Below are 23,701 nucleotides of genomic sequence, written 5' to 3'. Positions count from 1 at the left end.
TTAATGTGAAAACGCTTATGAATAACGGCTTCGCAAGAAACTAAAACAGCTGCTGAACCAGCTGATTTATTCCTGCACCGCCGAGGATAAGCCAGCCAAAAAGCAGGCCGGCCATCAGCAACGGTTTGATTCCGGCCTGCCGTAACGCGCTGAAATGCGTGGTTAAGCCAAGCGCGGCCATCGCCATCGCCAGTAAAAGGGTGTCCAGCTTGAGAAGGTTTTGCACCCACGTGGCGGGCAGCAAATTAAAGCTGTTGAACGCTGCGACAATGATAAATCCTACGGCAAACCACGGAATAGCGATCGTCGAAAGCAGATTGCTTGGCTTCTCGAGTGTTCCAACCCGTTTGGTGTGCTGACGTCCGCGCCATAATCCTAGTAATAAAAGAAATGGGGCCAGCAGCATCACGCGGATCATCTTGGCGATCACTGCCGTGTTTTCGGCCTCTGGAGAAACGCCGTGGCCCGCCGCAACCACCTGCGCCACCTCGTGAATGGTTGATCCACTATAAATGCCGAACTGCGTCTCGCTTAACGTTAGCCAGTGATGAGCCAGATTAAGCTGCCACAGCCACGGATAAAGAAAAATTGCCAGCGTGCCAAAAATAACCACCGTCGCTACCGCCACCGTGACTTTTTCACCTTCCGCTTTTATCACCGGCGCGGTCGCCATAATAGCCGCCGCGCCGCAGATGCTGCTGCCCGCGCCAATCAGCAAAGTCGTGTGCTCATCTAACTTGAACACCTTTTTCCCTAACCAGCAGGCGAGCAAAAAAGTACTGCTCAGGGTCAACAGGTCGATAACGATGCCCGACGCGCCCACATCGGTGATTTGCGCAAAGGTCAGCTTGAAGCCGTAAAGGATAATGCCCAAACGCAGCAGCTTCTGCTTGGCGAAATTAACCCCTTCCGCGCAGCGCGGCTTTGCTTTTGGAAAGAAAGTATTGCCCGCCACCATGCCCAGCGCGATCGCCATCGTCAGGGCGCTCAGGCCGACAGAGGCGAAGGCAGGAAAATTGCCTAACCACAAAGCGAGGCCGGAAATCGCCAAGGTTAGAACTAAACCCGGTAAAACGCGTCCAATGGGAGAGGAGAGATTGAACATTGTTCCAGATTTAAGACGTAGTAGCCGTATTGACGATAATTCTGGATGATAAAGACGCATGTTTTTGCTCCCGCTGGAATGTTCTGAAAACAGCATATTTCAGCGTGATATAAAAATGAAATTGATTGTAATCCTATAACCAATCTATAAAACTGGTATAGAATGATAACAGGGCACGCCACATGGACGGTGCGGTAAGCGCTATACTCTATGGAGGAGGCGCGGATTCGGCCAAAGGGGGCAATGCCGGGGGTTACAAAAGGTATTGGCACTTTTTACTTTTGAATCAATCACATTAGTCGACTGAATATTTGTCGGTTAATCGATAACGAGACTCTATGCATATAACACTGCGTCAACTTGAAGTTTTCTCCGAGGTGCTGAAAAGTGGGTCAACCACGCAGGCCTCCGTTGTCCTGTCTTTATCGCAGTCGGCGGTCAGCGCAGCCTTGGCGGATATCGAAGGGCAGCTTGGAGTTAAACTGTTTGACCGCGTGGGTAAGCGTTTGGTTATCAATGAGCACGGACGTTTGTTGTATCCGAAAGCGCTGGCGCTGCTCGAACAGGCAGGCGAAATTGAACGTCTTTTCAGTCACGACAGCGGATCGTTAAAAATCGGTGCCAGTAGCACCATTGGCAACTATATGCTGCCCGCGATGATCGCCGGTTATCGACTCGATTTTCCGGAAACGCCGCTGGAGCTGAACGTCGGTAACACCGATGACGTCATCAACGCCGTCGCCGATTTTCGTGTCGATCTGGGCCTGATTGAAGGGCCGTGCCGCATGCCGGAGTTGGTTACGCAATCCTGGTTAGACGATGAACTGGTGGTTTTTGCCGCGCCGGACAATCCGCTGGTGGGCAAAACTATCACCTTGCAGCTGCTGGCCGACGCGCCGTGGATCCTGCGCGAGCGCGGTTCCGGTACTCGCGAAGTGCTGGATCACCTGCTGTTATCCCAACTGCCTGATTTTAATCTGGTCATGGAGTTGGGTAACTCTGAAGCGATAAAACACGCGGTGCGTCATGGTATCGGTATCAGCTGCCTTTCTCGCCGCGTGATTGCCGAACAGCTCAGCAGCGGATCGCTGGTCGAACTCCGCCTTCCTTTGCCGCCTTTGGTGCGAAAACTCTATCTGATTCATCATCGACAGAAACACATCTCCAACGCGCTTTCGCGTTTTCTGACCTATTGCAAAGAGTTGGCTTAATTGCCAAAAGCTGGCCTAAGTCTCGCACTTGGGCGGCAATTTCTCTCGCGTAGCGGGTGAATAATCCTTCTTATCAATGATATTGGGTCTGCTAATAATTAGCGGCCGATCATGAACCCTTCTTATGTCATGGTGTTCCTGCTACTCAGCACAGCAGTTTTTGCTACAATCCGCGGCTAAAAATTGTCATAACGAGTATAAATAGGGCAAATATGGCTCAACAACATACAAAAAATCAGCAGGTGGCTCCCACACTGCGTCGAGAGCTGAAGGCCCGTCACCTAACCATGATCGCCATTGGTGGCTCAATCGGAACCGGTCTGTTTGTGGCTTCCGGCGCCACCGTTTCTCAAGCCGGACCCGGCGGCGCGCTGCTTTCCTACGCGCTGATCGGCCTGATGGTTTACTTCCTGATGACCAGCCTCGGCGAGCTTGCCGCCTTTATGCCAGTAGCCGGATCCTTCTCCACCTACGGCGCAAAATATGTCGAAGAGGGCTTTGGTTTCGCGCTCGGCTGGAACTACTGGTACAACTGGGCGGTCACTATCGCCGTCGAACTGGTCGCCTCGCAGCTGGTGATGAACTACTGGTTCCCCAACATGGACGGCTGGATCTGGAGCGCACTGTTCCTCTGCATCATCTTCCTGCTTAACTACATTTCCGTGCGCGGTTTCGGCGAGGCGGAATATTGGTTCTCCCTGATTAAAGTATTGACCGTTATCGTGTTTATCGCCGTCGGCGTCTTGATGATTTTCGGCATTATGAAGGGCGGAGAATCGGCGGGCTGGCACAACTGGACTATCGGCGACGCGCCGTTTGCCGGTGGCTTTGCCTCGATGATTGGCGTAGCGATGATAGCGGGCTTCTCCTTCCAGGGCACCGAGCTTATCGGCGTGGCGGCGGGCGAGTCTGAAGATCCGGGCAAAAATATCCCGCGCGCGGTGCGTCAGGTATTCTGGCGTATCCTGCTGTTCTATGTGCTGGCGATTCTGATCATCAGCCTGATCATTCCTTATACCGATCCAAGCCTGCTGCGTAACGATGTTAAAGATATTGGCGTCAGTCCGTTTACGCTGGTATTCCGTAACGCGGGCCTGCTTTCGGCGGCGGCGGTGATGAACGCGGTCATTCTGACGGCGGTCTTGTCGGCGGGTAACTCGGGAATGTACGCCTCGACGCGCATGCTTTATAACCTGGCGAGCGAAGGCAAAGCGCCGCGCTTTTTTGCCAAGCTGTCAAAAGGCGGCGTGCCGCGCAATGCACTTTACGCGACGACGCTGGTGGCGGCGCTCTGCTTCCTGAGCTCGATGTACGGCAATCAGTCGGTTTACCTGTGGCTGCTGAACACCTCGGGAATGACCGGTTTTATCGCCTGGTTAGGCATTGCTATCAGCCATTATCGTTTCCGTCGCGGCTATGTGTCGCAGGGACGTGATTTGGATATTTTGCCGTATAAATCGAAGCTGTTCCCGCTGGGGCCGATTTTTGCCTTCGTGCTGTGTCTGATCATCACTTTGGGTCAGAACTATCAGGCGTTTCTGGCCGACAAGATTGACTGGTACGGCGTCGCGGCGACCTACATCGGCATTCCGCTGTTCCTGGTTATCTGGTTGGGTTACAAGCTGGTTAAGGGCACCAAGTTCGTTAAATATCGCGATATGGAATTCCCGGAAAGCGACGTTTAAGCCATCGTTTAAACAGTCATTTTAAAAAATGACCACGTCAGTAAAAATAGCGGAGACTTTGGCTCCGCTATTTTTTTATCTGCAAGCAGACGAAATTTAGGCGGCGGGGCGGCACGTTTAACCTAGGTTTAGGTCTGAACGCTGCTCAAGATTTATACTGGATTGATAATCGTTATCGTTTATATTACTGTAACGTCCCTTTAGAATTTTGACTCCGTCGTTTATCGCCACGCAGTAGCCAACGAGAATTAAGTCTAATCATGAGTGTTTCAACCGATCCTCTTGTTCAATCAGCCGCTCAGCCTAGAGAAAACGGCGCAGACGGCAGCGTGATGGACCGTTATCAGTCTATTTTGCGACGTCGCCTGTCGATGATGTTGATTCTGGTTATCGCCATTCTCGGCTCGCTGGTGCTCGATTTTGTGATGGGTCCGGCGGGGCTGTCGCTGCATACTTTGTGGCAGACGCTGTTTCACGCGCAGGCCGCCGACGCTGGAACCCGCGTGATTGTCTGGGATATTCGCATGCCTTACGCGCTGATGGCGGTGATTGTCGGCATGTCGCTCGGGCTTGCGGGTGCCGAGATGCAAACCATCTTGAACAATCCGCTGGCCAGCCCGTTTACCCTTGGCGTCTCCTCTGCCGCCGCATTTGGTGCCGCGTTGGCTATCGTGCTGAACATCGGCATTCCCGGTATTCCAGACCAGTGGTTTATCTCGGCCAACGCCTTTATCTTCGCGCTTTTGGCCGCGCTGATGCTCGATGGCATCACGCGCTGGACGCAGGTTGCCAGCTCGGGCGTGGTGCTGTTTGGCATCGCGCTGGTGTTCACCTTTAACGCGCTGGTGTCGTTGATGCAGTTTATCGCCTCGGAAGATACTTTGCAGGGACTGGTATTTTGGACCATGGGCAGCCTCTCGCGCGCTGACTGGACCAAGCTCGGCGTAATGGCCGCCGCGTTTGTCTTGATGCTGCCGCTGTCGATGAAAAGCGCGTGGAAACTGACCGCGCTGCGTCTCGGTGAAGACCGCGCGGTCAGCTTCGGCATTGATGTGCGTCGACTTCGCCTTGGCACGCTGCTGCGTATCAGCATTCTCTCCGCGTTGGCAGTGGCGTTTGTTGGGCCGATTGGTTTCATCGGGCTGGTCGCGCCGCACATTGCGCGCATGATGTTTGGCGAAGATCACCGTTTTTATCTGCCTGCCAGCGCGCTGATTGGCGCACTGGTGCTGTCACTCGCTTCCGTCGCCTCGAAAAATCTGGTGCCCGGCGTCATTATTCCGGTCGGCATTGTGACCTCGCTGGTTGGCGTGCCTTTCTTCCTGAGCATTATTTTGCGTCATAGAGGCACCGTATGAGCCTGACTATCGAAAAGCCGCCAGTTGGCGCCGGGCAGGGTTTGCAAATTCGTCACTTTACGGCGGGTTATCCCAAGCGCGCCGTGATTGCCAATTTGCAGGTGCCCAAGCTGCCGCGCGGCGAAATCACCGTGCTGCTTGGCCCGAACGGCAGTGGCAAATCAACTCTGCTGCGCGCGCTGGCCGGGCTTAATCGCGCCACGGGCGAAATGATTCTCGACGGCCACGACCTGATGAAAATGCCGTTCGCCAAACGCGCCGAGCAGGTGGTTTATCTGCCGCAATCGCTGCCTGCGGGCGTGCATTTGCACGTGCTTGAGTCGATTATTGTCGCGCAGCGCGCTTCCGGCGGCATGACCCATCAGGCGCAAACTACCGCGCAGGTGATGGAGCTGCTCAAAATGCTGGGCATCGAACATCTGGCGTTGAGGTATCTGGACCAGCTTTCCGGCGGCCAGAAACAGCTGGTGGGGCTGGCGCAATCGCTGATTCGTCAACCGTCGCTCCTGCTGCTAGACGAACCGCTTAGCGCGTTGGATCTCAATTATCAGTTTCACGTCATGGATTTAGTGCGCCGCGAAACGCGTAAAAGAAACATTATTACCGTGGTGGTGGTTCACGACATTAATATCGCGCTGCGTCACGGCGATAACGTATTGATGCTGAAAGACGGTCAGCTGATCGCCGACGGCAAGCCTGAAGAGGTGATTACCGCCGAGAGTCTGGCGAAAGTTTACGGCGTGAAAGGGCGCATCGAGCGCTGTTCGCAAGGCACGCCGCAGATTCTGATCGACGGGCTGGTCAATACGCCGATGATGTAAAGCAAAAGGCCGTTCCCTCAAAAGAGGTGACGGCCTTTGTGTTTCATGACTATCTCTTCTGACTATCTTTTCTGTATGTAGGTCAGCGCCAGCGCGACGGCCAACACCAATCCCTTGATGATATCCATCGCGTAATACGGCACCGACAGCATCACCAACCCGTTTTGCAGCACGCCAAGGATCACCGCGCCGAGCAGCGTTCCGAGCGCGTTTGGCTTGCCGGAACCCGCCAGAGAAAAGCCGATATAGGCCGCTGCGACGGCGTCCATGAGATAACCCCCGCCCGCGTTGACCTGCGATGAACCGATACGCGAGGCCAGTAAAATTCCGCCCGCACCCGCTAAAACAGAGGACATTAAATACGCCATCACGCGATAACGCGCGGTACGGATCCCGGCAAGGCGCGCCGCCAGCGGGTTGCCGCCAATCGCATACATCCTGCGGCCGTGCTTGGTCAGCGACATAAACAGCTGAACCACGACGGTAACCACCAGCATCACGATGACGATAACCGGCACCTGTCCGAGCAGGCTAAACACCGGCGGCACCGTGCCTTCGGCCATGTCGCCGCTCGGCAGCAGCATGTTTTCGGTAATCGACCCGCCGTAACTGTAGGTCATCGCCGCGCCTTGAATCACAAACAGGCTGGCGAGCGTCGCCAACATATCGGGAATTTTAAGAATGACAATCAGAAAGGCGTTGAATAGCCCGACCAGCAAACAGAGCGCCAAAGTAATAGCGATCGCTTCGACGGTGCCAAAGCCGTGCCAGACGAACATCGAAATCACCAGCGCGTTGGCGAGCGACGCCGTAGATCCCACCGACAGATCAAAGCCGCCGACCGACAGCGAAAGCGATACGCCGATGGCGATAACCGTCACGATGGCGATCGATCGCATGATGTTGATAATATTCGACATCTCAAGGAAATTGTCGGAAGCCAGACCAAATAGCGCAATCAGCGCCACCACGGTGAGCAACATCCCCCATTTATAGAGAAATTCAAAAACATGGTGACGCCAAGGTTGGGGGGCGTTCAAAGGCAGTTCTTTGCTCACGCGGGTGTTCCTCCGGTTGAATAATCTAAAAGGGTTTGCTCGTCAATGTTGGCGGCGTCGAGCTCCGCTACAATGCGGCCATCCCAAAGCACGACAATTCGGTCACATAATCCGACCAGTTCGGCGAACTCGCCCGACGCATAAATGATGCCTTTTCCCTGCTGAGCCAAGCCGTCGATCAGCCTGAACACGTCCTGTTTGGCGCGAATATCGACGCCTTTGGTGGGTTCATCGAAAATCAGAATCTGACTTTCGCTGCGCAGCCATTTGCCGATGGCGACCTTCTGCTGATTGCCGCCCGACAGCCGCACCAGCTTCTGCAACGGCCCAGACGCGCGGATCCCGAGGCGATTAATGATCTCTTTTGCCCAATTCAGCGAAGCCTTACGATTAAAAATACTCAAGGTCGAGAAGCTGTTGTCGGCGGTAACGGAAAGATTCATCGGGATATCTTCCTCGATAAAAATCCCTTCTTTACGGCGTTCTTCCGGCACCAGCGCGATCCCTTGCTCAACGGAAAGATAAGGCTCGCGCGGTTTCCACGGCTTGCCGTAAAGTTCTCCGCGTTCAATCTGGCTAGGCGACGCGCCGAACAGCGCCTTGCACAGCTCGGTTTTACCTGCGCCCGCGAGTCCGGCAATGCCTAGAATCTCGCCGCGATGCAGTTTCAGGCTGATGTCGCGCAGCTTGTGTTTATCGTGCAAACCTTGAATGTCGAGCAGCGTTTCGTGGCTATGCGGCGGGCGACGCGGCGGATAAATATCATCTAACTGGTGACCAATCATCTTTTCGATAATGTGTTCGTTGGTCAGGCCGTTCATGCTGTCGTCGCTGACCAGTCGTCCGTCGCGCAGCACGGTCATGCGATCGCAGATGTCGCGCAGCTCGTGAATACGGTGGGAGATAAACACAATCGCCATGCCCTCATCGCGCAGCCGACGAACCAGCGCAAATAGGCGTTTACTTTCTGCGTGATCGAGCGGCGCGGTAGGTTCATCGAGAATTAAGAAGCGGCATTTGTGCGACAGCGCGCGGGCCAGCAAGATCAGCTGTTTTTCTGCCAGCGTGCAATTTTCGATGCGCTGACGCAGATTAATCTTCAGCCCCAGTTGCTCGGTAAGTTTTTGAGCCTGTTTATAAAGCTGCGACCAGTTGAGCAGATGACCCGGCTCGGAGAGTTCATCGAGCATAATATTTTCGGCGACGTTTAATGTCGGGATCAGCGCGACATCGACTTCCTGCTGCACGAGGTGGATCCCGTGTTGACGCGCGTGGTGCGGCTGGCTGATATCAACGGTTTTCCCATCGATAAGCACTCGACCCGTGTAGTGGTCGTAGGCGCCTGAAAGCACCGCCATCAGCGTTGATTTCCCCGCGCCGTTAGCCCCGACCAGCGCGTGCACGGCCCCGCCTTCAATCGTAAAGTCGACCTGATGCAGCGCCGAAAAGCCGCCAAAAGAGATGGAGATGTTACGCATCTCCAGACGCGAAGAAAGCGGCTGAGAACTCACAATAAGCAGGCCCTTGATTATGCTTGTTTAAGCATCAAAATTTGATTAATTCAGTGTTGAAATGATTACTGGAAAAAATTAAGCAGAAATTTATATCACTAGGGGCGGTTTTTGGAAAACTCTAATAAATTATTTTGTATTCCTAAAAGGAATAAGTAAAAAAAGTAGGGTTTAAATTTCAAATTTTTCTTTAGATTCAAATTCTTTAGATTCAACTTCAATTTCAAATTCAAATTCAAATTCAAATGCATGCGCTTTGCTTACTGCGCGGCGGCGCAGACCGCCTCAAGGATGTTCCTAAGCGAACACCCTTGAGAATCCCGCGCTTTTTTTCCACAGCTGTAACTTGAGGACGAGAAAGTTACATCTTTCCAGTGACCACTGCGCGTGGCGTAGGTCGCGCGGCTTCGCCATTCCTTCATTACGGATTTGAGCCAAACACGTCTCAAATCACTTCATTCAGCGCCGCCCCGATCCCGCCAATAATAGCTAAAAAGAAAAACCGGTAACTCTTAGGCGGTCAAAAGCCGATCCCTCAAACAATAATTTTTAGGTTGAAGGATCGGCCCTTGACCGCTGAAAAGTTTTCGCCCTTGCCGTAGATGCTTTAATTGGCGGCTTCAGGGCGGCGCGGAATGGAGTCGAGCAAGACGTTTTTGGCTTGCGAACGTAATGAAGGGAGTGCGAAGCACCGCGACCAACGCCACTCACCAATGTGCCTGGAAAGATCTCCCTTTCTCGTCCTCAAGTTACATCTGTGGAAAAAAAGCTTGGGATTCCAAAGGGGCGAGCGACTGCGCCTCTTTGGGCGGTCTGCGCCGCCGCGCAGTAAGCGAAGCGCATGCCCTAAAATTTAAAAACCGTCAAAGCTCGGTCAAGCCTCGGCAACGCGCAGTAAGCGAAGCGCATGCTTTTGAACTTGAACTTGAAAAACCTTTTGCAATAAAAAGTCAAACCCCTAGGCGGTCCCGCAACGAGTAATAAGCTGCTCCCAGCACCGTAAAGGGAACTTGAAGGCTGCGCCCACCCAAAAACGGCATGTGGGGCAAATTGGCGAAAGCGTCGAAACGCTCGGCATCACCGCGCAACATCTCGGTAATCAGCTTGCCGGCAAGGTGAGTCAGCGTGACGCCATGGCCGCTGTCGCCCTGCATGTAATAGACGTTGTCATCCAAACGACCAAACTGCGGCATGCGCGAAAGGGTGAGCAAGAAGTTTCCGCTCCAGCGAAAATCGATTTTAATGCCCCTTAACTGCGGGAAGGTTCGGTAAAGTTTCGGCAGGATCACCTCGTCAATACTCAACGGCTTTTTAGCGCCGTAATTCACGCCGCCGCCATACAGCAGCCGGTTATCGGCGGATAGGCGGAAATAATCCAGCAGATAGTTGCAGTCTTCGACGCAGTAATTATTGGGAATTAAAGATTTCGCGGTCGCGTCATCGAGAGGCGCGGTGGCAACGATTTGCGAGCCGCAGGGCATGCTTAATCGGCCGAGACGCGGCAAGGATTTATGCCCGAGATTGTGACCCAGATAGGCATTGCCGGCCAAAAGGACATATCGGGCGCGCACCTGACCTTTTGAGGTGTGGACTAACGCCGGATTGCCGCTGTCTATCTGCGTGACGGCAGATTGTTCGAAGATTCTGCCGCCGTGCTTTCTGATGGCGTTGGCTTCGCCGAGAGCAAGATTGAGCGGATGAACGTGGCCGCCGTTACGGTCAAGCAGCCCGCCGACGTAGCGATCGGTGGCAATTTCCTGCTGGATCTCCTGCTTGTCGAGCAGCTGTAAATCGGTGTGGCCGTAGCGGGTCCAGAGTAATCGCTGCTCGCGTAATCCACCTAACTGGCGAGGCGTGAGCGCGGCGAAAATGCAGCCGGGGCGATAGTCGCAGTCGATAGCGTATTGATCGATGCGTTGGCGAATAATGTTGGCGCCTTCAAACATCATGCTGCCGAGCATGTCGGCGGTACGGCTGCCGTAGCGGTCTTCGATAACGTCAATATCGCGGCTGTAAGAGTTGACCACCTGTCCGCCATTTCGGCCGCTGGCCCCCCAGCCCACGTGGTTGGCTTCGAGCACCACCACGTCATAACCGGCTTCGGCGAGAAACAGGGCAGAGGAGAGGCCGGTGAATCCGGCCCCCACGATACAGACATCACACTCTATAGATTCAGAAAGTTGCGGCCAAGGTAGTGTGGCGTGAGCCGTGTCGGCGTAATAGCTTTCAACGTGTGCAAGACCATCAACAGCGAAAATGCTTTTTGTTTGAGCATCCATGATGACTTCCTTCTTCAGGCCCCCGTTCTTGTCAGCTTACCGACACGAAAAGAAGAGATTAAAGGTGTGGACTATGTGCGCTGACGAGTCGGCAGACCCGCGTAGAATGATTACTGAAACTGTGCGGCGCTGCCGAATCAATAATGTAACTTTGGCCCGCACGCAGCGGATAACGCAGGCCGTCAAGAGTAAGAATAATTTCACCCTCAAGCAGGGTGCCGACCTCCTTGCAGTGGTGTTTAAGTTTCTCGCTAATCCGGCTGCCGGGTTGATAGGTTTCGAGCAGCATGATGGTCGAATGAGCAGGAACGTCGTGACTCAGCATCTTCAGCGAGACGCCGCTGCTGCCAATTTCCAGCAGCTGATCGGCGTTGAACACGACGCGGGGTTCACCTTCTGACTCCTTTTCGGCAAAAAATTCGGCAAGCGAGAGCCCGTAAACCCGCAACAGTTTCTGTAATGTACTGACAGCGGGGCTAACCTTGTCCTGCTCGATAGTGCTGATGGCGCTGTGCGTCAATCCGGAAAGCTCGGCCGCCTTGCGTTGGGACATGCCCAGATGCTGGCGAATTGCCGAAAGTTTACGTCCGGGCGCCAGCGCCGTTGCCGCCATTAACCCTCACTCCCGTGGAAAATTTCGTGGCGGGTTCGACAGGCGCTGATAAACGCATCAAACAGCTGTTTGGAAACGGGATCGGTCAGACTGTGCCACTCCGGATGCCACTGCACGCCCAAGGCAAACGGGTGATGACGAACGCTGACGGCTTCGACCAGATTATCCGGCGCGACGGCTTCTACAGTAAGCAGCGGCCCGAGCCGTTTTGCCCCCTGACCGTGCAGCGAATTAACCTGAAAATGCTGATAATCGGGCAGCAGTTCGGCGAGCAGGCCGCCCGGCGCAATCTCGACCGGATGCACTAAATCGTACTGATTATCGTGAGGCAGCGAGGTGTCTTCGCGGTGATCCATATAGCCCGGCTGCTCCTGCACTTTTCGATACAGCGCACCGCCGGTCGCGACCACCAACTCCTGCATGCCGCGACAGGCCGCAAACAGCGGCATGCCTTTTTCCAGCGTGGCGTTGATGAGCGCGAGGCTTAGCTTGTCGCGTCCGGGATCTGCCAGCTCCTCAATACCTTCTTCGCCATAATTATGCGGCTCGATATTGCTCGGACTGCCGGTCAAGAAGATGCCGTCGAGGCGCGCCAAAACGCTGTCGATTGCGCCCGCGTGCAGAGCAAGATCGTGGGGCAGGGCAACGGGGAGCCCGTTGGCGTTGAAGATGGCGTCGAGATATTTCTCATGCACCGTAAGTGCCGGATTTTCGTCGATCGAGTTTTCGCACATCACTACGCCGATAATTGGCCGGTAAGCCGCGTCGTCGACATAGAGTGAGTGAAGAGGTTCCGCGATAGGATCTGCAGTGTCTGTTGTGGAAGAAATATTGTCCATTTTACCGCCTCTTTGAGTTGATTAAAATGTTCACAGCCCTCCCATTGCCCAGCGTTGGTTCAATAAAAGTGACCTCACGTGTTCAATATTTTATCAATCTACCAGCCCATTGCTGCTTTTTCAAACGCCAATGTAAATGGATTGTAACTATTGCAAAGCGTTTCGGATGACGCTATGGTTTTTGTTATGGACTACGTAACAGGCGGTTATTGGTCTATATTTATAATGTTTTTACGACACATTAATTTAAATTAACGGTGTTTTTACCTTCACTCAGGCACCTTCAATCACGGGAATTAAGCAATTGAATAGAGCGAATTAACCGTGGCGTGCATTACCATAAGGGTAATGCGAGAAACGCCAGTCACAGGCAAACGGCGGAAAACCTATGCAAGCAATCGACCTGATCACCAAAAATCTCGAAGTTGACAGCTTCGTCACTCCCGGCGAAGAAACGCGAAGTAGCGCGTTCCAGGATGAAGTTACTCAGTACCTGGAGCGTCAACCTTTAACTCAGCACGTAGATGTCCTTCTCACCGATTTAAATGGCAGCTTCCGCGGTAAACGCATTCCCCTCTCGGCACTTCGTAAACTCGAAAAAGGCTGTTATTTCCCTGCTTCCGTCTTCGCCATGGATATTTTAGGTAACGTGGTTGAAGAGGCCGGATTAGGCCAGGAGTTGGGCGAACCCGACCGTATTTGTCTCCCTGTTCCCGGCACATTGACCCCTTCAGCGGCCGACCCTGACCACATTGGGCAACTGCTGCTCACCATGCTTGACGAAGATGGTACTCCCTTTGACGTTGAACCCCGCAACGTGCTGAATCACATTTGGCAGACGTTGCGCCAGCGAGGATTATTCCCCGTGGTAGCGGTAGAGTTGGAGTTTTATCTGCTCGACAGGCAGCGCGACGCCGAGGGTGCCCTGCAACCTCCGTGCACGCCGGGTACGCAGGATAGAAACACCCAAAGTCAGTGCTATTCTCTCGACAATCTAGACCATTTCGCCGACGTTCTCAGCGATATTGACCGACTGGCGCACATTCAGGGATTACCGGCCGACGGTGCCGTGGCGGAATCCTCCCCGGGTCAATTTGAAATTAATTTGCATCACACAGACAACATTCTTGCTGCCTGCGACCACGCGCTCGCCCTGAAAAGGCTGGTGCGGCTGGTGGCAGAAAATCACGATATGGACGCCACGTTTATGGCGAAACCGTATGACGAATACGCCGGTAGCGGCATGCATATTCACGTCAGCATGCTTGATGACAACGGCAAAAATCTGTTTTCCACGCCGGAAGGTGAAGACTCCGCGCTGATGAAACGCGCGCTGGCCGGCATGATTGCCCTGATGCCTGCCTCGATGGCGGTTCTCGCGCCGAACATTAATGCGTTTCGTCGATTCCAGCCGGGCATGTACGTGCCGGTGCAGGCGTCGTGGGGACACAATAATCGTACGGTCGCGCTGCGCGTGCCGTGTTCGGACACCAAAAATCATCGTGTGGAATATCGCGTTGCCGGTGCCGATGCCAATCCTTATTTAGTGGTCGCCGCCGTATTGGCCGGCGTGCTGTACGGGCTGGATAATATCTTGCCGCTGCCAGAACCCGTAACCGGGAATGGTCTCGAGCAGGAAGGGATCCCGTTACCTATTCGTCAAAGCGATGCATTATATGAATTTGAACAACAAGGCGAGCTGCAGAAATATCTGGGTGAACGTTTTAGTCGCGTTTATCACAGCTGTAAATCAGACGAGCTGTTGCAGTTCGAACGCCGCGTTACGGAAACGGAAATAGATTGGATGCTTAGAAGCGCCTGATTTTACACCGCTTATTAATAACGCATTAAGACACGCTGTTTCTGCTTAATGCGTTATAAAAATGACCTATTGCAGTGATAAAAATTAATTGCCCAATTTAAGCCGCAATACCTTGTAATAAGGCTTCGACTTGGGGCAAAATACCGGCCTTGCAAAATAACCGACGCCTAAACGCGCCGGTTATTTTTTTTGCATGGTTTTTTACACTAATTTAACAGAGGCCGGACCTAGATCCGGATAGATAACCAGATTTCGTGTTCGACCCCAAATAAATAACGGTCGACACTATGAGGAAATGTAAGATGGGGCAATTTTTCACACCTATACCGGTCCACTCCGGTGTTGCTTTTAATCGTGCGCCGCTACCGGCCACCTTTGCGTCACTCATCCACGACGTAAAGATCAATCCCCCATTTTTATCATTGAGTCGCTTAACGCGAAGGTCGTCACCTGCCAGCTTGCTGAATCAACACGTAGCCGGTAAGGGGAACCTGAATCATGGCGCATAATCACACTGCTACTCTCACGGGCGCACCGCCGCGCGTAAAACTTCGTCGTACCTTGACGCTGGTTCAAGTCGTGATGATGGGCCTCGCCTATCTGCAACCGATGACCATTTTCGATACTTTCGGCATTGTCACCAGCCTGACTGACGGCCACGTCGCGACCGCCTATTTGTTCGCGCTGGTCGCCGTGCTGTTTACCGCGGTGAGCTACGGCAAGCTGGTTAAACGCTTCCCGTCGGCCGGTTCTGCTTACACTTATGCGCAGAAAGCCATTAGCCCGCACGTCGGCTTTATGGTGGGCTGGTCGTCACTGCTTGATTATCTGTTTATGCCGATGATCAACATCTTGCTGGCGAAAATCTATCTGGAAGCCATTTTCCCGGGCACGCCTTCGTGGATCTGGGTCGTGTCGCTGGTCGGCCTGATGACCGCCTTTAACCTGCGCGGCATCAAGCTGGTTGCCAACATGAACAGCGTAGTTGTGGTGGTGCAGGTTGCTATTATGGCGCTGATCGTTGGCCTACTAATTTACGGCGTTTATCACGGCGAAGGTGCCGGCACGCTGGTGAGCTCAAAACCGTTCTGGTCTGAAAACGCGCATACCGTGCCGATGATTACCGGCGCGACCATCCTGTGCTTCTCGTTCCTTGGCTTTGACGGCATCAGCTCGCTGTCCGAAGAGACGCCAAACGCGGATAAAGTCATTCCACGCGCGATTTTCCTGACTGCGCTGATTGGTGGCATTATCTTTGTGGTGGTTTCTTACTTCCTGCAGCTCTATTTCCCGACTATCGCGCGCTTCCACGATCCGGACGCGTCCCAGCCGGAAATCATGCTGTTCGTTGGCGGAAAACTGTTCCAGTTCATCATCCTGTGCTTCTCCTGCGTGACCGTATTGGCCTCAGGCATGGCGGCACATGCGGGCGTTTCTCGTCTGCTTTACGTGATGGGTCGTGACGGCGTGTTCCCGGAAAAAATCTTCGGTTTCGTGCACCCGAACTGGCGTACTCCGGCGTTCAACGTGCTGCTGGTTGGCCTGGTTGCGCTGTCTGCTATCTGGTTTGATCTGGTGACTGCAACCGCGCTGATTAACTTCGGTGCGCTGGTGGCCTTTACCTTCGTTAACCTGTCGGTAATCTCCCAGTTCTACATTCGCGAAAAGCGTAATAAAACGGTGAGCGATCATATCCATTACCTGATTCTGCCGGTTATCGGTGCGTTGACGGTAGGCGCGCTGTGGCTGAATCTGGAATCCAGCTCAATGACATTGGGTCTGGTGTGGGGCGCGATCGGTCTGGCTTATCTGGCTTACATCACCCGTATGTTCCGCCAGTCTCCGCCGCAGATGAGCGAAAACATCGACTAATTCGCGACGAAAACAGCGTCAAAGCGATAAGAAAAAGGGACTCATTTGAGTCCCTTTTTGCGTTTATGCTGTCCGAGAATGACTGCTGTTAGCCAACCAGCTTCTTGCCGTAATCAAACAGCGCCTTGAGCAGCGCAGTTTTTGCGCTATCTTCTTCGTGCAAGTTATACAGTGATTCAAGCTGCAACACGTAATCCTGCACTTGCTCAGGAGTCAGTGATTCCTGACGATGCGTCAACCAGCGCTGCTGTTCTGCGTCGGTCAGCGTTTCTGGATAATTACGCGCGCGGAAGCGGAACAGCAGCTCTTCGAGGCGAGAATCTTGAAAACGCAGATCCAGCGCGGGCAGATTTTCGGGCGCGGTTTGCTGGATAATTCGCATCGTGGCGCGATCCGCCTCGCCAAAAAAGCCGTCATACAGGCGAGCGTCGACATTTTGTGAGGCGACGAAAGGTTCGGCTTCGGCGAACAGCGCCACCACTTTTTCCCGAATCTGGGTGTTTTGGCGCAGGATTTGCAGATTTTCAAGGCAGCGTGCGCGATCGATATCCAACCGTTCGGCATTCTCAGGCAGCAGCGTTTTGGCCGGAGCCAGAATCGGACACTTATTAATGTGTACCAGCTTAATCGGCAACGGCGACTCGCCCGGCGCAAGATCTTCGCGACGGCTGTATAAACGCTCGCGCATCTGATCGGAATCTAATGACAACAAAGGCGACATATCGCCCGCCAAATCGCAGACGATCACCGCGTTTTTGTTCTCCGGATGCCACGCAAGCGGCGCGACCCAGCTGGTGTTACCGCGCGCTGCGCCAAACATGCCCGACACGTGGACCAGCGGCGACATGGCGGGAATATCGATCAGCGTATTAATTTTATTTTTGCCACGATGGCTGAGCAAATATTCAAACAATCGCGGTTGAGCCTGTTTCACCAGCTTGGCCATCGCAATCGTGGCGTAAACGTCCGACATCGCGTCGTGCGCGTTTTCATGAGCGATTCCGTTGGCCTTGGTCAAATGTTCGAGGCGAAAACTTGGGAAACCGTCATCGTTTTCAGGCCAGTTAATGCCTTCCGGACGCAGCGCATAGCAGGCGCGCATCACGTCGAGCAGGTCCCAGCGTGAATTGCCGTTCTGCCAGCTGTAAGCATACGGGTCATAAAAGTTGCGATAGAAGATGTTGCGGCTGACTTCATCATCAAAGCGAATATTGTTATAGCCCACGATACAGGTGCCCGGCACGCTAAACGCCTCGTGGATTTGCGCGGCAAATTCGTTCTCGCGCAGACCTTTAGCTAACGCCAACTGTGGCGTAATGCCGGTTATCATCACGGCTTCGGGCTGGGGCAGATAGTCATCGGAAGGGCGGCAATAGATGACCAGAGGTTCTTCAATAATATTGAAATCTGCATCGGTACGCACGCCGGCAAACTGCGCAGGGCGATCCAGCGCCGGATGCTTTCCGAAGGTTTCATAGTCATGAAAGTAGAAACTTGGCACTACACTCTTGTCTTGCATTACAGGTCCGGGCCTTAAAGTGTTTGGAAATAGGCTTTAAAAACATGAGATTAAAAGCAGGTCTTTGAAAACTCAGGTTGTTCCATTCATTAGCGCGCCTGATGATGAAACAGGCATTACAGTCACATCTGAAGAGGATTGTGTACAGCGTGAGTACAAAATCCAATAATCCGTGTGTACAAAATGTATAGCTCTTGGCAATACCAGACTGTGTGCACATCATGAGAATCTTACGCAATCAATTCCGTGCTTTTAGACGCAGGTGGCTTAGATGTAAGGATAACATCTCTAGGTGCCATGGCCTTCCAATTTCGTTACCGCCGGGATTTAAAATAGGATGAAGTAAAGGCAGAAACTGGAGGGTAGAGTAAGTCGTTATCGCATTCTGTAAAGTGACTTTTGACGAGTAAATCTAATAGGTTTACAGTGAAAAAATGGGTTTACAGAAGGGTGATATTTAATGAATGCTATTGATGAGGCAAAAGAATATATTGAGGCAACTTTAGGACTAAATGTTGAATTCAAGCCCACAAGAAAGTTTAAGCTTCCTTTCTTTATTCAAGATAGTTACAAGTTTTTCCCTATTTGTTTAAAGCTGGGGGATAACGCCATCTTTAGCGCACTGCTGATTGAGCCAGTAACGGGAACATATCCTGGCGTGGTCACCCTCAGAAAAAATTTGGGTCAAATAGAAAAAGTCACCGATGACACGCTGATCTTTCTCAATAGCTGTTTCAGCGCTTCAGATCGCCGAAGTATGATCCGTGATCAAATCAATTTCCTGCAACCTGGATTCCAAATGTATATCCCGGAACTGGCTTTGGATTTAAGGGAGGCAAGGCGGATAAGGAGAGAAAAGAGGGTCGCAGTAAAATTGTTCCCTGCGGCGCAGGCGATATTGATAGCAAATCTGCACAGTGGATGGTCTACCAATCAGGAGTACACCGCAAGGCAGTTGATGGGCACGTATAACTATAGCCGAGTCACGCTAGCAAAAGTGGTAGAGCAGTTTATATCGCACGGCATTATCGATACGGGTAACAAAACTAATCACTATCAATTCACAGGATCTGAATCTGATATCTATCAAAAAGCCTATCCTTTCTTAAAATCTCCCATCAAGAATCGCGTGGCAATTAATCGCATAATCGAAGTCGATGATGACGTATTCGTATCGGGTGAAAGTGCGTTGGCGCGTTATAGCATGCTGGCTGAACCCACTCTTCCTGTTTACGCAATGACGGCTCAGACTTTCTCAAAAAGGTTGTCTATTAGCCAATTTTCAATTGCAGAAGGTATCGACCAAATAGCAGCTTATGTCGAGATTGGGACCTATCAAAGCCAGAAGAAACAGGTCGCCGACGAGCTTTCACTTATGCTGAGTTTTGCTACTGATAAAGATGAACGCATCCAGATAGCACTTGATGAGATTAAGGAAAAAATAGGATGGCTGAAGTCCGGGGATTAAAGATTTTTGCAGAACACTTCAGCGATTGGCAAGAGCATTTTGTACTTATAGGTGGCGTAGCATCTAGCTTGGCGATGGATGATGCGGGTTTACATTTCAGGACAACCAAATATCTGGATATTGTATTGATTATTGAAGTGATAAATCCTGATTTTGTTGCCCATCTATGGAGTTTTATTAAAGCAGGTGGCTATCAGGTCCAGTTGAAAGGAGTAGCGGGGCCTGCATTTTATCGATTCAATAAACCTTCAAATGAAATCTATCCGTATCAGCTTGAGTTTTTTTCGAGAATGCCCGAAGGGTTAAAACTAGAAGACGAAGCGACACTCACGCCACTCGCGGCTGGTGAGGCGATTGCCAGCCTATCGGCAATTTTATTGAATGATGAATATTATTCTTTTTTGCTCGAGGGGCGGGAGCATAACACTGTGTTATCCGTCATCAATGCCGATCGTCTTATCCCTTTCAAAATGCGTGCCTGGCTCGATTTGTCTGCAAGAAAGCAGAAGGGAGAAAAAATCGACAGTAAGGACATTCTTAAGCATCGTAATGACATCTTACAGTTTTGCTAAACGAAACCCAGATCATCCTGCCTCAAGAAATATATTCTGATATGAACAGATTTTTAGGTTTGTTGGAATTAGAAACTGTCGATATGAAGAGTCTTGGGTTGAGGGGCACCCTGTCAGACTCACCTAAGCGTTTACGTTTGGTATTTGGTAACACGTTAATTGAGTATCAATAAATCTTCTGTTTGAAATGCCGGTTACAAAGCGCAGCGAATATTAGAGAGGGGATGCCACATGTCACATGTTAAAGATGCAAAGTTCGATACTGTCGGAACTTACGTCCGCCTCGGTGCATCTATCGAGCTTCTAACCAAATCGATGCCACAGCTGTTAGAGCGTGCGCAAGCACCAACCCGCGAGGTTCAAGGCCCGCGTCGTGTTAGGAAAGTAGCTGCTTTATAAGCTTCCTGATACACATTAAACTCGCTATAAGCGGGTTTTTTTATGCCTTAAATTTGTGTTGTGATCTATAAGATGTCGCCTGACCTGCCCCTAGGATTAGATACAACGCTCGCTTAGGAATGTCGGATCCTTCACTAACAGAATTACCCTTTCTCCAGGCCGCCGCAAATTAAGCATGGAGTGCGGGCGACACTCGATATAATCCTGACAATATTCCCTGATGGTTTTCCTGGCATGGCTTAATTCGCTGAACCCGTGTTAATTCAAGCATTCATCGTGAAAGTAACCTTAAAACTCTCAATAAATCCGTTCTGTGCCAGCTTGCCGGGCTGGATAAATCGATGCTCCACGCCATGCTCAAAGGATCATTGTTCGAGCACACGACAGGTAAATTCCGGGCCCTGATCAGTTCTTACGTTGCCGGATAGCCGCGAAACAGCTCAATGCTGTCCAGAATACGCGTGACCTGCACGCCTGAAATACCGAAAGCAGCGGTGATGGTTAGACACTCCATCGTGAAATCATCCACGCAGGTCAGGCACTTAATCCGGCGGCCGCTGGCAAGTGCATCCATGACAAAATCCATCGACCATGTCAGGTTCGGCGCATCCGGGCGAAGAAGCGAAAGCCGCTCAGTCGCCAGACCCTTACGGCGTCGCCTGCGTTTTACACCCAGACCGCTAAGGTGATAGATGCGGTAAACCCGCTTGTGGTTGACGTGAAAGTCCTCCCGACGCAGTAACTGCGTAACCAAATCGGCGGCGTTCAAGTGCCGGCTCTGTGATGCGTAGAGACAGTTGCGCGTCAGCAGCCGGACGTTGAGCCGAATAACGGCAGGTCGAAAGGGACAAGCCGGCCAGCCTGGAGGCACGGCGTTGCGACAGACCCGTTGTCTCACACATGATTGGGGTGTTTCCCACAGTAACTTGGGCTATCTCCATATCGATGCCCGATCAGTCCAGGCGTGGCCTAGCGGGGAGCTAAAAAGGTTTAAAAAGGGTTTGAAAAGGTTTAAAAAGAAAAAAAGGTCTTAAAAAGAGGATGGTGGATAAGTGGACACCTGCTCAACATAAAAAGACGGGTGAGAAATCATAGAACGAGAGTTTATCTCACCAAAAACGAGATTTTGGTCTGTTGTTTAAAAAATTGGTTTTCTAGTGTAATTTGAAAAAAAACGCATAATTCTCCCGTTAGAAAAATTGCCTAAACATTTTAGTAGGATACAAATGATATGGGATTTAGATTTCGACGCAGCATAAAAATTTTGCCTGGCGTAAAAATTAACATCAGTAAAACAGGCGTAAGTACGAGTATTGGGCGACCAGGCGCAACAGTAAATTTGAGTAGTAGGGGCGTTAAGACTACTTTAGGCATACCCGGTTCAGGACTGTCATGGTCAACTATGAGTAAGCATTCAAGCAAAAAAATTCCTGACTATTGGGAATATAATAATTACCTCGAGCCGAAACAGGTCACAGCCCAACCAGACCCTATCGCGCGGTGCACCAGTTCAAACTTAGAAGATCTTCGCGACTACGTCATAGCTGCTGCTCAGAAAGTAACTCCCTATAAAAATCAACTTTCTGGGAAAGTTTTAGAGCTAGAACGGTTACAGAATTTGGTGACTAAAGTAAGCAACAATTTAATAACAAGGTTCATCCCTTTTTTACGAAAAAAGTTACTTACTAACTTGAAGACTATCCATAATGAAATAGAAAAACTTGAACTTGAAATTGAAACTAAAGCATTTAGAGTTGATTTTAATAGCGATGATATACATGAAGATCTCATGCTGCTTGCACGTAGCGCAAAAGAATTGAGGGAATCTCAAGCTGCTTGGGAAATTTCGTCTCATATTAAAAGAATTGATTTATGGGATTGGTCTGATCCTTCTTCAATTAAATCTAATGATACGTGGTTCCCTCTGTTTGGCTTAGGACAAAACAGTTTCGTCGTTTTTCATAATTTTATCTATTACGGTAATGACAGAAGTAACATTGAGCTTATCGATATAAGAGACATAAACGTTGAGTATCAGTCGATTAGAGTGCCAATTTATGAAGAAGATACCCAATTTAGTGATTTAAAAGTTGTTGGGCAGAGTTGGAAATTCGCAAAAGTAAATGGCGAACCAGACTTACGATACAAAGACAACTACATGGTTAATGACGGGGAGTTTGGCGTTGTCAAAATATCTTCAAATAAAGGTTTGAGGATTTGCCTTAAGATTACAAATTCCAAAGCTGCATTACATTTTGTATGGGCCTTTGAAGCCTATAAAGAAGCCTTACAAAAACAGCCTAGCCAAATTTATTGGAATCCTTAGTATTTTTCTTTTTAAGGAAGGCCCGAAGATCAACGGGCCTATTTAATTTTATGCACCGTTCAACTGATTAACCATTTTATTGTGGTCGTTTACGGCCGTAAGAAGATTTTGCAACTGTGGCAGAAATTTTGAGGGATAATCGCCATATTTCGCTATGTCATTCTGTGGTAGCAAGCACACCTGCGCGGGCAGGATTACCGGCTTGTACTGCTCCTCCACTACTGCCGTATTTAGCGTTGAACTCTCTGATTGCCTGCTGGTGCACCCATATACGTATCCCCTTGCATGGAATTCAGCAAAGCGATCCCAACTGCGTTTAAAATGACTGTTTAGCGGCTGCGGTCAATTCTATGAGATTAGAATTAGGCGATGTAAGCGCTTTTGAGCGCGTTTCTAGCGCAAGACAAGCCGATGCAAGCCGAGAGGCCTGATCGCTGCTTACTGTGGTTGCTGCTGACGTGCCGCTTATAGATGTTGATCCTGCTGTCTGGGTGAGCGTGGTGTTAATTTCATTCATGACAGCCACAAAGTCAGTAATGCTCATGGCCGTTAACACGGTCGAGACGGCTTCCACTACAGTTACATCTTCCAGGGCGGAGGCCAATGTGGTGACAAGTTTTGCGATCGCGGCCGTCGTAGCCACGCATTTTGTAAAAAAGAAGTAACCAAAAAATGATTGTCAGAAATTAAACGATAAATCAAACGATTAGGCAGACAAAAAGTTGACGCTCACTTTTGCATTAATTTTTGCAAACATTTTGGATGTAAAATAATTCTAAACACATTGCGATTTAGTTTTGTCTTGAGTAGGATAAAAAAAAGCTTGCTGCCTTATAGGTAACAAGCTTTTGGTAAATGAGTTATTAAAAAATAGTAGTTATCGTTAAGTGAGCGTTAGTGAAGTCGATTGACGAGGCGGCCACCAAGTCATGTAACAACGGTAAAACTAACATAGCTAACGAATACCACTGCCCTAAATTAAGGCGACGAGGATTTTTCTTGTCGCTTTTTTTATTGGGACTTTTCCTGCCTTTCTTGCGTTTGTGCATATATCCCTCCAAGGGATTGCGAATGAAAACGTTGTCGTCGATGAACCATTGATATGTCCATAAAGAACCTCTCTTTATTAAATTTAATTCGTTCTTTATAAATTACATGTAGTGTTCAGGGATATCAACCCGCCTAGATATAGGCGTTTTGTATGATCGACGTAACTGATCTCAAAAATAGTCCGACAAGCCGC

16 protein-coding genes and 1 pseudogene are annotated in these 23,701 nt (G+C 50.9%); 9 read left to right on the top strand and 8 right to left on the bottom strand.

The features are described from left to right. Positions 1 to 40: 40 nt before the first annotated feature. Positions 41 to 1,105, bottom strand: coding sequence for a YeiH family protein (locus tag SC206_RS02285; RefSeq protein ID WP_332733786.1), 1,065 nt, complete (start codon positions 1,103 to 1,105; stop codon positions 41 to 43). A 338-nt stretch (positions 1,106 to 1,443) separates the two neighbouring features. Here SC206_RS02285 and yieE point away from each other — a divergent pair, with 338 nt between their 5' ends. The 4 genes from yieE (at position 1,444) to SC206_RS02265 (ending at position 6,180) form a co-directional block, all read left to right on the top strand. Next, positions 1,444 to 2,316, top strand: coding sequence for a DNA-binding transcriptional regulator YeiE (yieE, locus tag SC206_RS02280; RefSeq protein WP_332733784.1), 873 nt, complete (start codon positions 1,444 to 1,446; stop codon positions 2,314 to 2,316). A 212-nt stretch (positions 2,317 to 2,528) separates the two neighbouring features. Continuing rightward, positions 2,529 to 4,001 (top strand): amino acid permease, encoded by a 1,473-nt coding sequence (locus tag SC206_RS02275; RefSeq protein ID WP_332733781.1) that lies wholly within the window; start codon positions 2,529 to 2,531, stop codon positions 3,999 to 4,001. A 260-nt stretch (positions 4,002 to 4,261) separates the two neighbouring features. Next, complete coding sequence (locus tag SC206_RS02270; RefSeq protein WP_332733779.1) at positions 4,262 to 5,359, top strand: FecCD family ABC transporter permease; 1,098 nt, start codon at positions 4,262 to 4,264, stop codon at positions 5,357 to 5,359. After that, complete coding sequence (locus tag SC206_RS02265; RefSeq protein WP_332733777.1) at positions 5,356 to 6,180, top strand: ABC transporter ATP-binding protein; 825 nt, start codon at positions 5,356 to 5,358, stop codon at positions 6,178 to 6,180. Before SC206_RS02270 ends, SC206_RS02265 begins: the two co-directional genes overlap by 4 nt. Positions 6,181 to 6,242: 62 nt before the next feature. Here the strand turns inward: SC206_RS02265 and SC206_RS02260 are convergent, their stop codons facing one another. The 5 genes from SC206_RS02260 to puuD form a co-directional block, all read right to left on the bottom strand. Next, complete coding sequence (locus tag SC206_RS02260; protein WP_332733775.1) at positions 6,243 to 7,238, bottom strand: ABC transporter permease; 996 nt, start codon at positions 7,236 to 7,238, stop codon at positions 6,243 to 6,245. Further along, a complete protein-coding gene (locus tag SC206_RS02255) occupies positions 7,235 to 8,716 on the bottom strand; it encodes a sugar ABC transporter ATP-binding protein (protein WP_332733833.1) in 1,482 nt (493 codons plus the stop codon). Before SC206_RS02255 ends, SC206_RS02260 begins: the two co-directional genes overlap by 4 nt. A gap of 983 nt (positions 8,717 to 9,699) precedes the next feature. Continuing rightward, a complete protein-coding gene (locus SC206_RS02250; protein ID WP_332733773.1) occupies positions 9,700 to 11,028 on the bottom strand; it encodes an NAD(P)/FAD-dependent oxidoreductase in 1,329 nt (442 codons plus the stop codon). 58 nt (positions 11,029 to 11,086) lie between these two features. Next, positions 11,087 to 11,641, bottom strand: a complete 555-nt coding sequence (gene puuR, locus SC206_RS02245) for an HTH-type transcriptional regulator PuuR (protein ID WP_332733771.1) — start codon at positions 11,639 to 11,641, stop codon at positions 11,087 to 11,089. After that, entirely contained in the window at positions 11,641 to 12,480 is an 840-nt protein-coding gene (gene puuD / locus SC206_RS02240) for a gamma-glutamyl-gamma-aminobutyrate hydrolase (RefSeq protein ID WP_332733769.1), read from the bottom strand. Before puuD ends, puuR begins: the two co-directional genes overlap by 1 nt. A gap of 388 nt (positions 12,481 to 12,868) precedes the next feature. On the opposite strand from puuD, the gene SC206_RS02235 reads away from it, so the two are divergent. Continuing rightward, positions 12,869 to 14,302, top strand: coding sequence for a glutamine synthetase family protein (locus tag SC206_RS02235; RefSeq protein ID WP_442976027.1), 1,434 nt, complete (start codon positions 12,869 to 12,871; stop codon positions 14,300 to 14,302). Positions 14,303 to 14,800: 498 nt separating this feature from the next. Then, a complete protein-coding gene (locus tag SC206_RS02230) occupies positions 14,801 to 16,174 on the top strand; it encodes an APC family permease (protein ID WP_332733767.1) in 1,374 nt (457 codons plus the stop codon). 88 nt (positions 16,175 to 16,262) lie between these two features. Here the strand turns inward: SC206_RS02230 and sbcB are convergent, their stop codons facing one another. After that, a complete protein-coding gene (gene sbcB / locus SC206_RS02225; RefSeq protein ID WP_332733765.1) occupies positions 16,263 to 17,693 on the bottom strand; it encodes an exodeoxyribonuclease I in 1,431 nt (476 codons plus the stop codon). Between the two features lie 460 nt (positions 17,694 to 18,153). On the opposite strand from sbcB, the gene SC206_RS02220 reads away from it, so the two are divergent. Next, positions 18,154 to 19,161 (top strand): hypothetical protein, encoded by a 1,008-nt coding sequence (locus SC206_RS02220; RefSeq protein ID WP_332733763.1) that lies wholly within the window; start codon positions 18,154 to 18,156, stop codon positions 19,159 to 19,161. After that, a complete protein-coding gene (locus SC206_RS02215; RefSeq protein ID WP_332733761.1) occupies positions 19,140 to 19,733 on the top strand; it encodes a hypothetical protein in 594 nt (197 codons plus the stop codon). The genes SC206_RS02220 and SC206_RS02215 overlap by 22 nt, the downstream gene beginning before the upstream one ends. A 517-nt stretch (positions 19,734 to 20,250) precedes the next feature. Here SC206_RS02215 and SC206_RS02210 read toward each other — a convergent pair. After that, positions 20,251 to 21,079: pseudogene (locus tag SC206_RS02210) on the bottom strand (IS3 family transposase); the annotation flags it as partial. Between the two features lie 284 nt (positions 21,080 to 21,363). On the opposite strand from SC206_RS02210, the gene SC206_RS02205 reads away from it, so the two are divergent. Next, positions 21,364 to 22,458, top strand: coding sequence for a DUF4236 domain-containing protein (locus SC206_RS02205; RefSeq protein WP_332733759.1), 1,095 nt, complete (start codon positions 21,364 to 21,366; stop codon positions 22,456 to 22,458). The last annotated feature ends 1,243 nt before the right edge of the window (positions 22,459 to 23,701 follow it).

It is taken from the genome of Rouxiella sp. T17 (assembly GCF_036663475.1).
In the GTDB taxonomy this organism is placed as follows: domain Bacteria; phylum Pseudomonadota; class Gammaproteobacteria; order Enterobacterales; family Enterobacteriaceae; genus Rouxiella.
The sequence above is the reverse complement of the archived record's forward strand: the minus strand, read 5'-3'. Positions and strand labels throughout refer to the sequence as shown.

Excerpts from the sequence above, each read along its gene's own strand:
- SC206_RS02255 (WP_332733833.1), bottom strand. The coding sequence starts at position 8,716 with ATGCGTAACATCTCCATCTCTTTTGGCGGCTTTTCGGCGCTGCATCAG.
- SC206_RS02285 (WP_332733786.1), bottom strand. The coding sequence starts at position 1,105 with ATGTTCAATCTCTCCTCTCCCATTGGACGCGTTTTACCGGGTTTAGTT.
- SC206_RS02275 (WP_332733781.1), top strand. The coding sequence starts at position 2,529 with ATGGCTCAACAACATACAAAAAATCAGCAGGTGGCTCCCACACTGCGT.
- SC206_RS02250 (WP_332733773.1), bottom strand. The coding sequence starts at position 11,028 with ATGGATGCTCAAACAAAAAGCATTTTCGCTGTTGATGGTCTTGCACAC.
- sbcB (WP_332733765.1), bottom strand. The coding sequence starts at position 17,693 with ATGCAAGACAAGAGTGTAGTGCCAAGTTTCTACTTTCATGACTATGAA.
- yieE (WP_332733784.1), top strand. The coding sequence starts at position 1,444 with ATGCATATAACACTGCGTCAACTTGAAGTTTTCTCCGAGGTGCTGAAA.
- SC206_RS02235 (WP_442976027.1), top strand. The coding sequence starts at position 12,869 with ATGCAAGCAATCGACCTGATCACCAAAAATCTCGAAGTTGACAGCTTC.
- SC206_RS02270 (WP_332733779.1), top strand. The coding sequence starts at position 4,262 with ATGAGTGTTTCAACCGATCCTCTTGTTCAATCAGCCGCTCAGCCTAGA.
- puuD (WP_332733769.1), bottom strand. The coding sequence starts at position 12,480 with ATGGACAATATTTCTTCCACAACAGACACTGCAGATCCTATCGCGGAA.
- SC206_RS02265 (WP_332733777.1), top strand. The coding sequence starts at position 5,356 with ATGAGCCTGACTATCGAAAAGCCGCCAGTTGGCGCCGGGCAGGGTTTG.
- SC206_RS02215 (WP_332733761.1), top strand. The coding sequence starts at position 19,140 with ATGGCTGAAGTCCGGGGATTAAAGATTTTTGCAGAACACTTCAGCGAT.
- SC206_RS02205 (WP_332733759.1), top strand. The coding sequence starts at position 21,364 with ATGGGATTTAGATTTCGACGCAGCATAAAAATTTTGCCTGGCGTAAAA.
- SC206_RS02230 (WP_332733767.1), top strand. The coding sequence starts at position 14,801 with ATGGCGCATAATCACACTGCTACTCTCACGGGCGCACCGCCGCGCGTA.
- puuR (WP_332733771.1), bottom strand. The coding sequence starts at position 11,641 with ATGGCGGCAACGGCGCTGGCGCCCGGACGTAAACTTTCGGCAATTCGC.
- SC206_RS02220 (WP_332733763.1), top strand. The coding sequence starts at position 18,154 with ATGAATGCTATTGATGAGGCAAAAGAATATATTGAGGCAACTTTAGGA.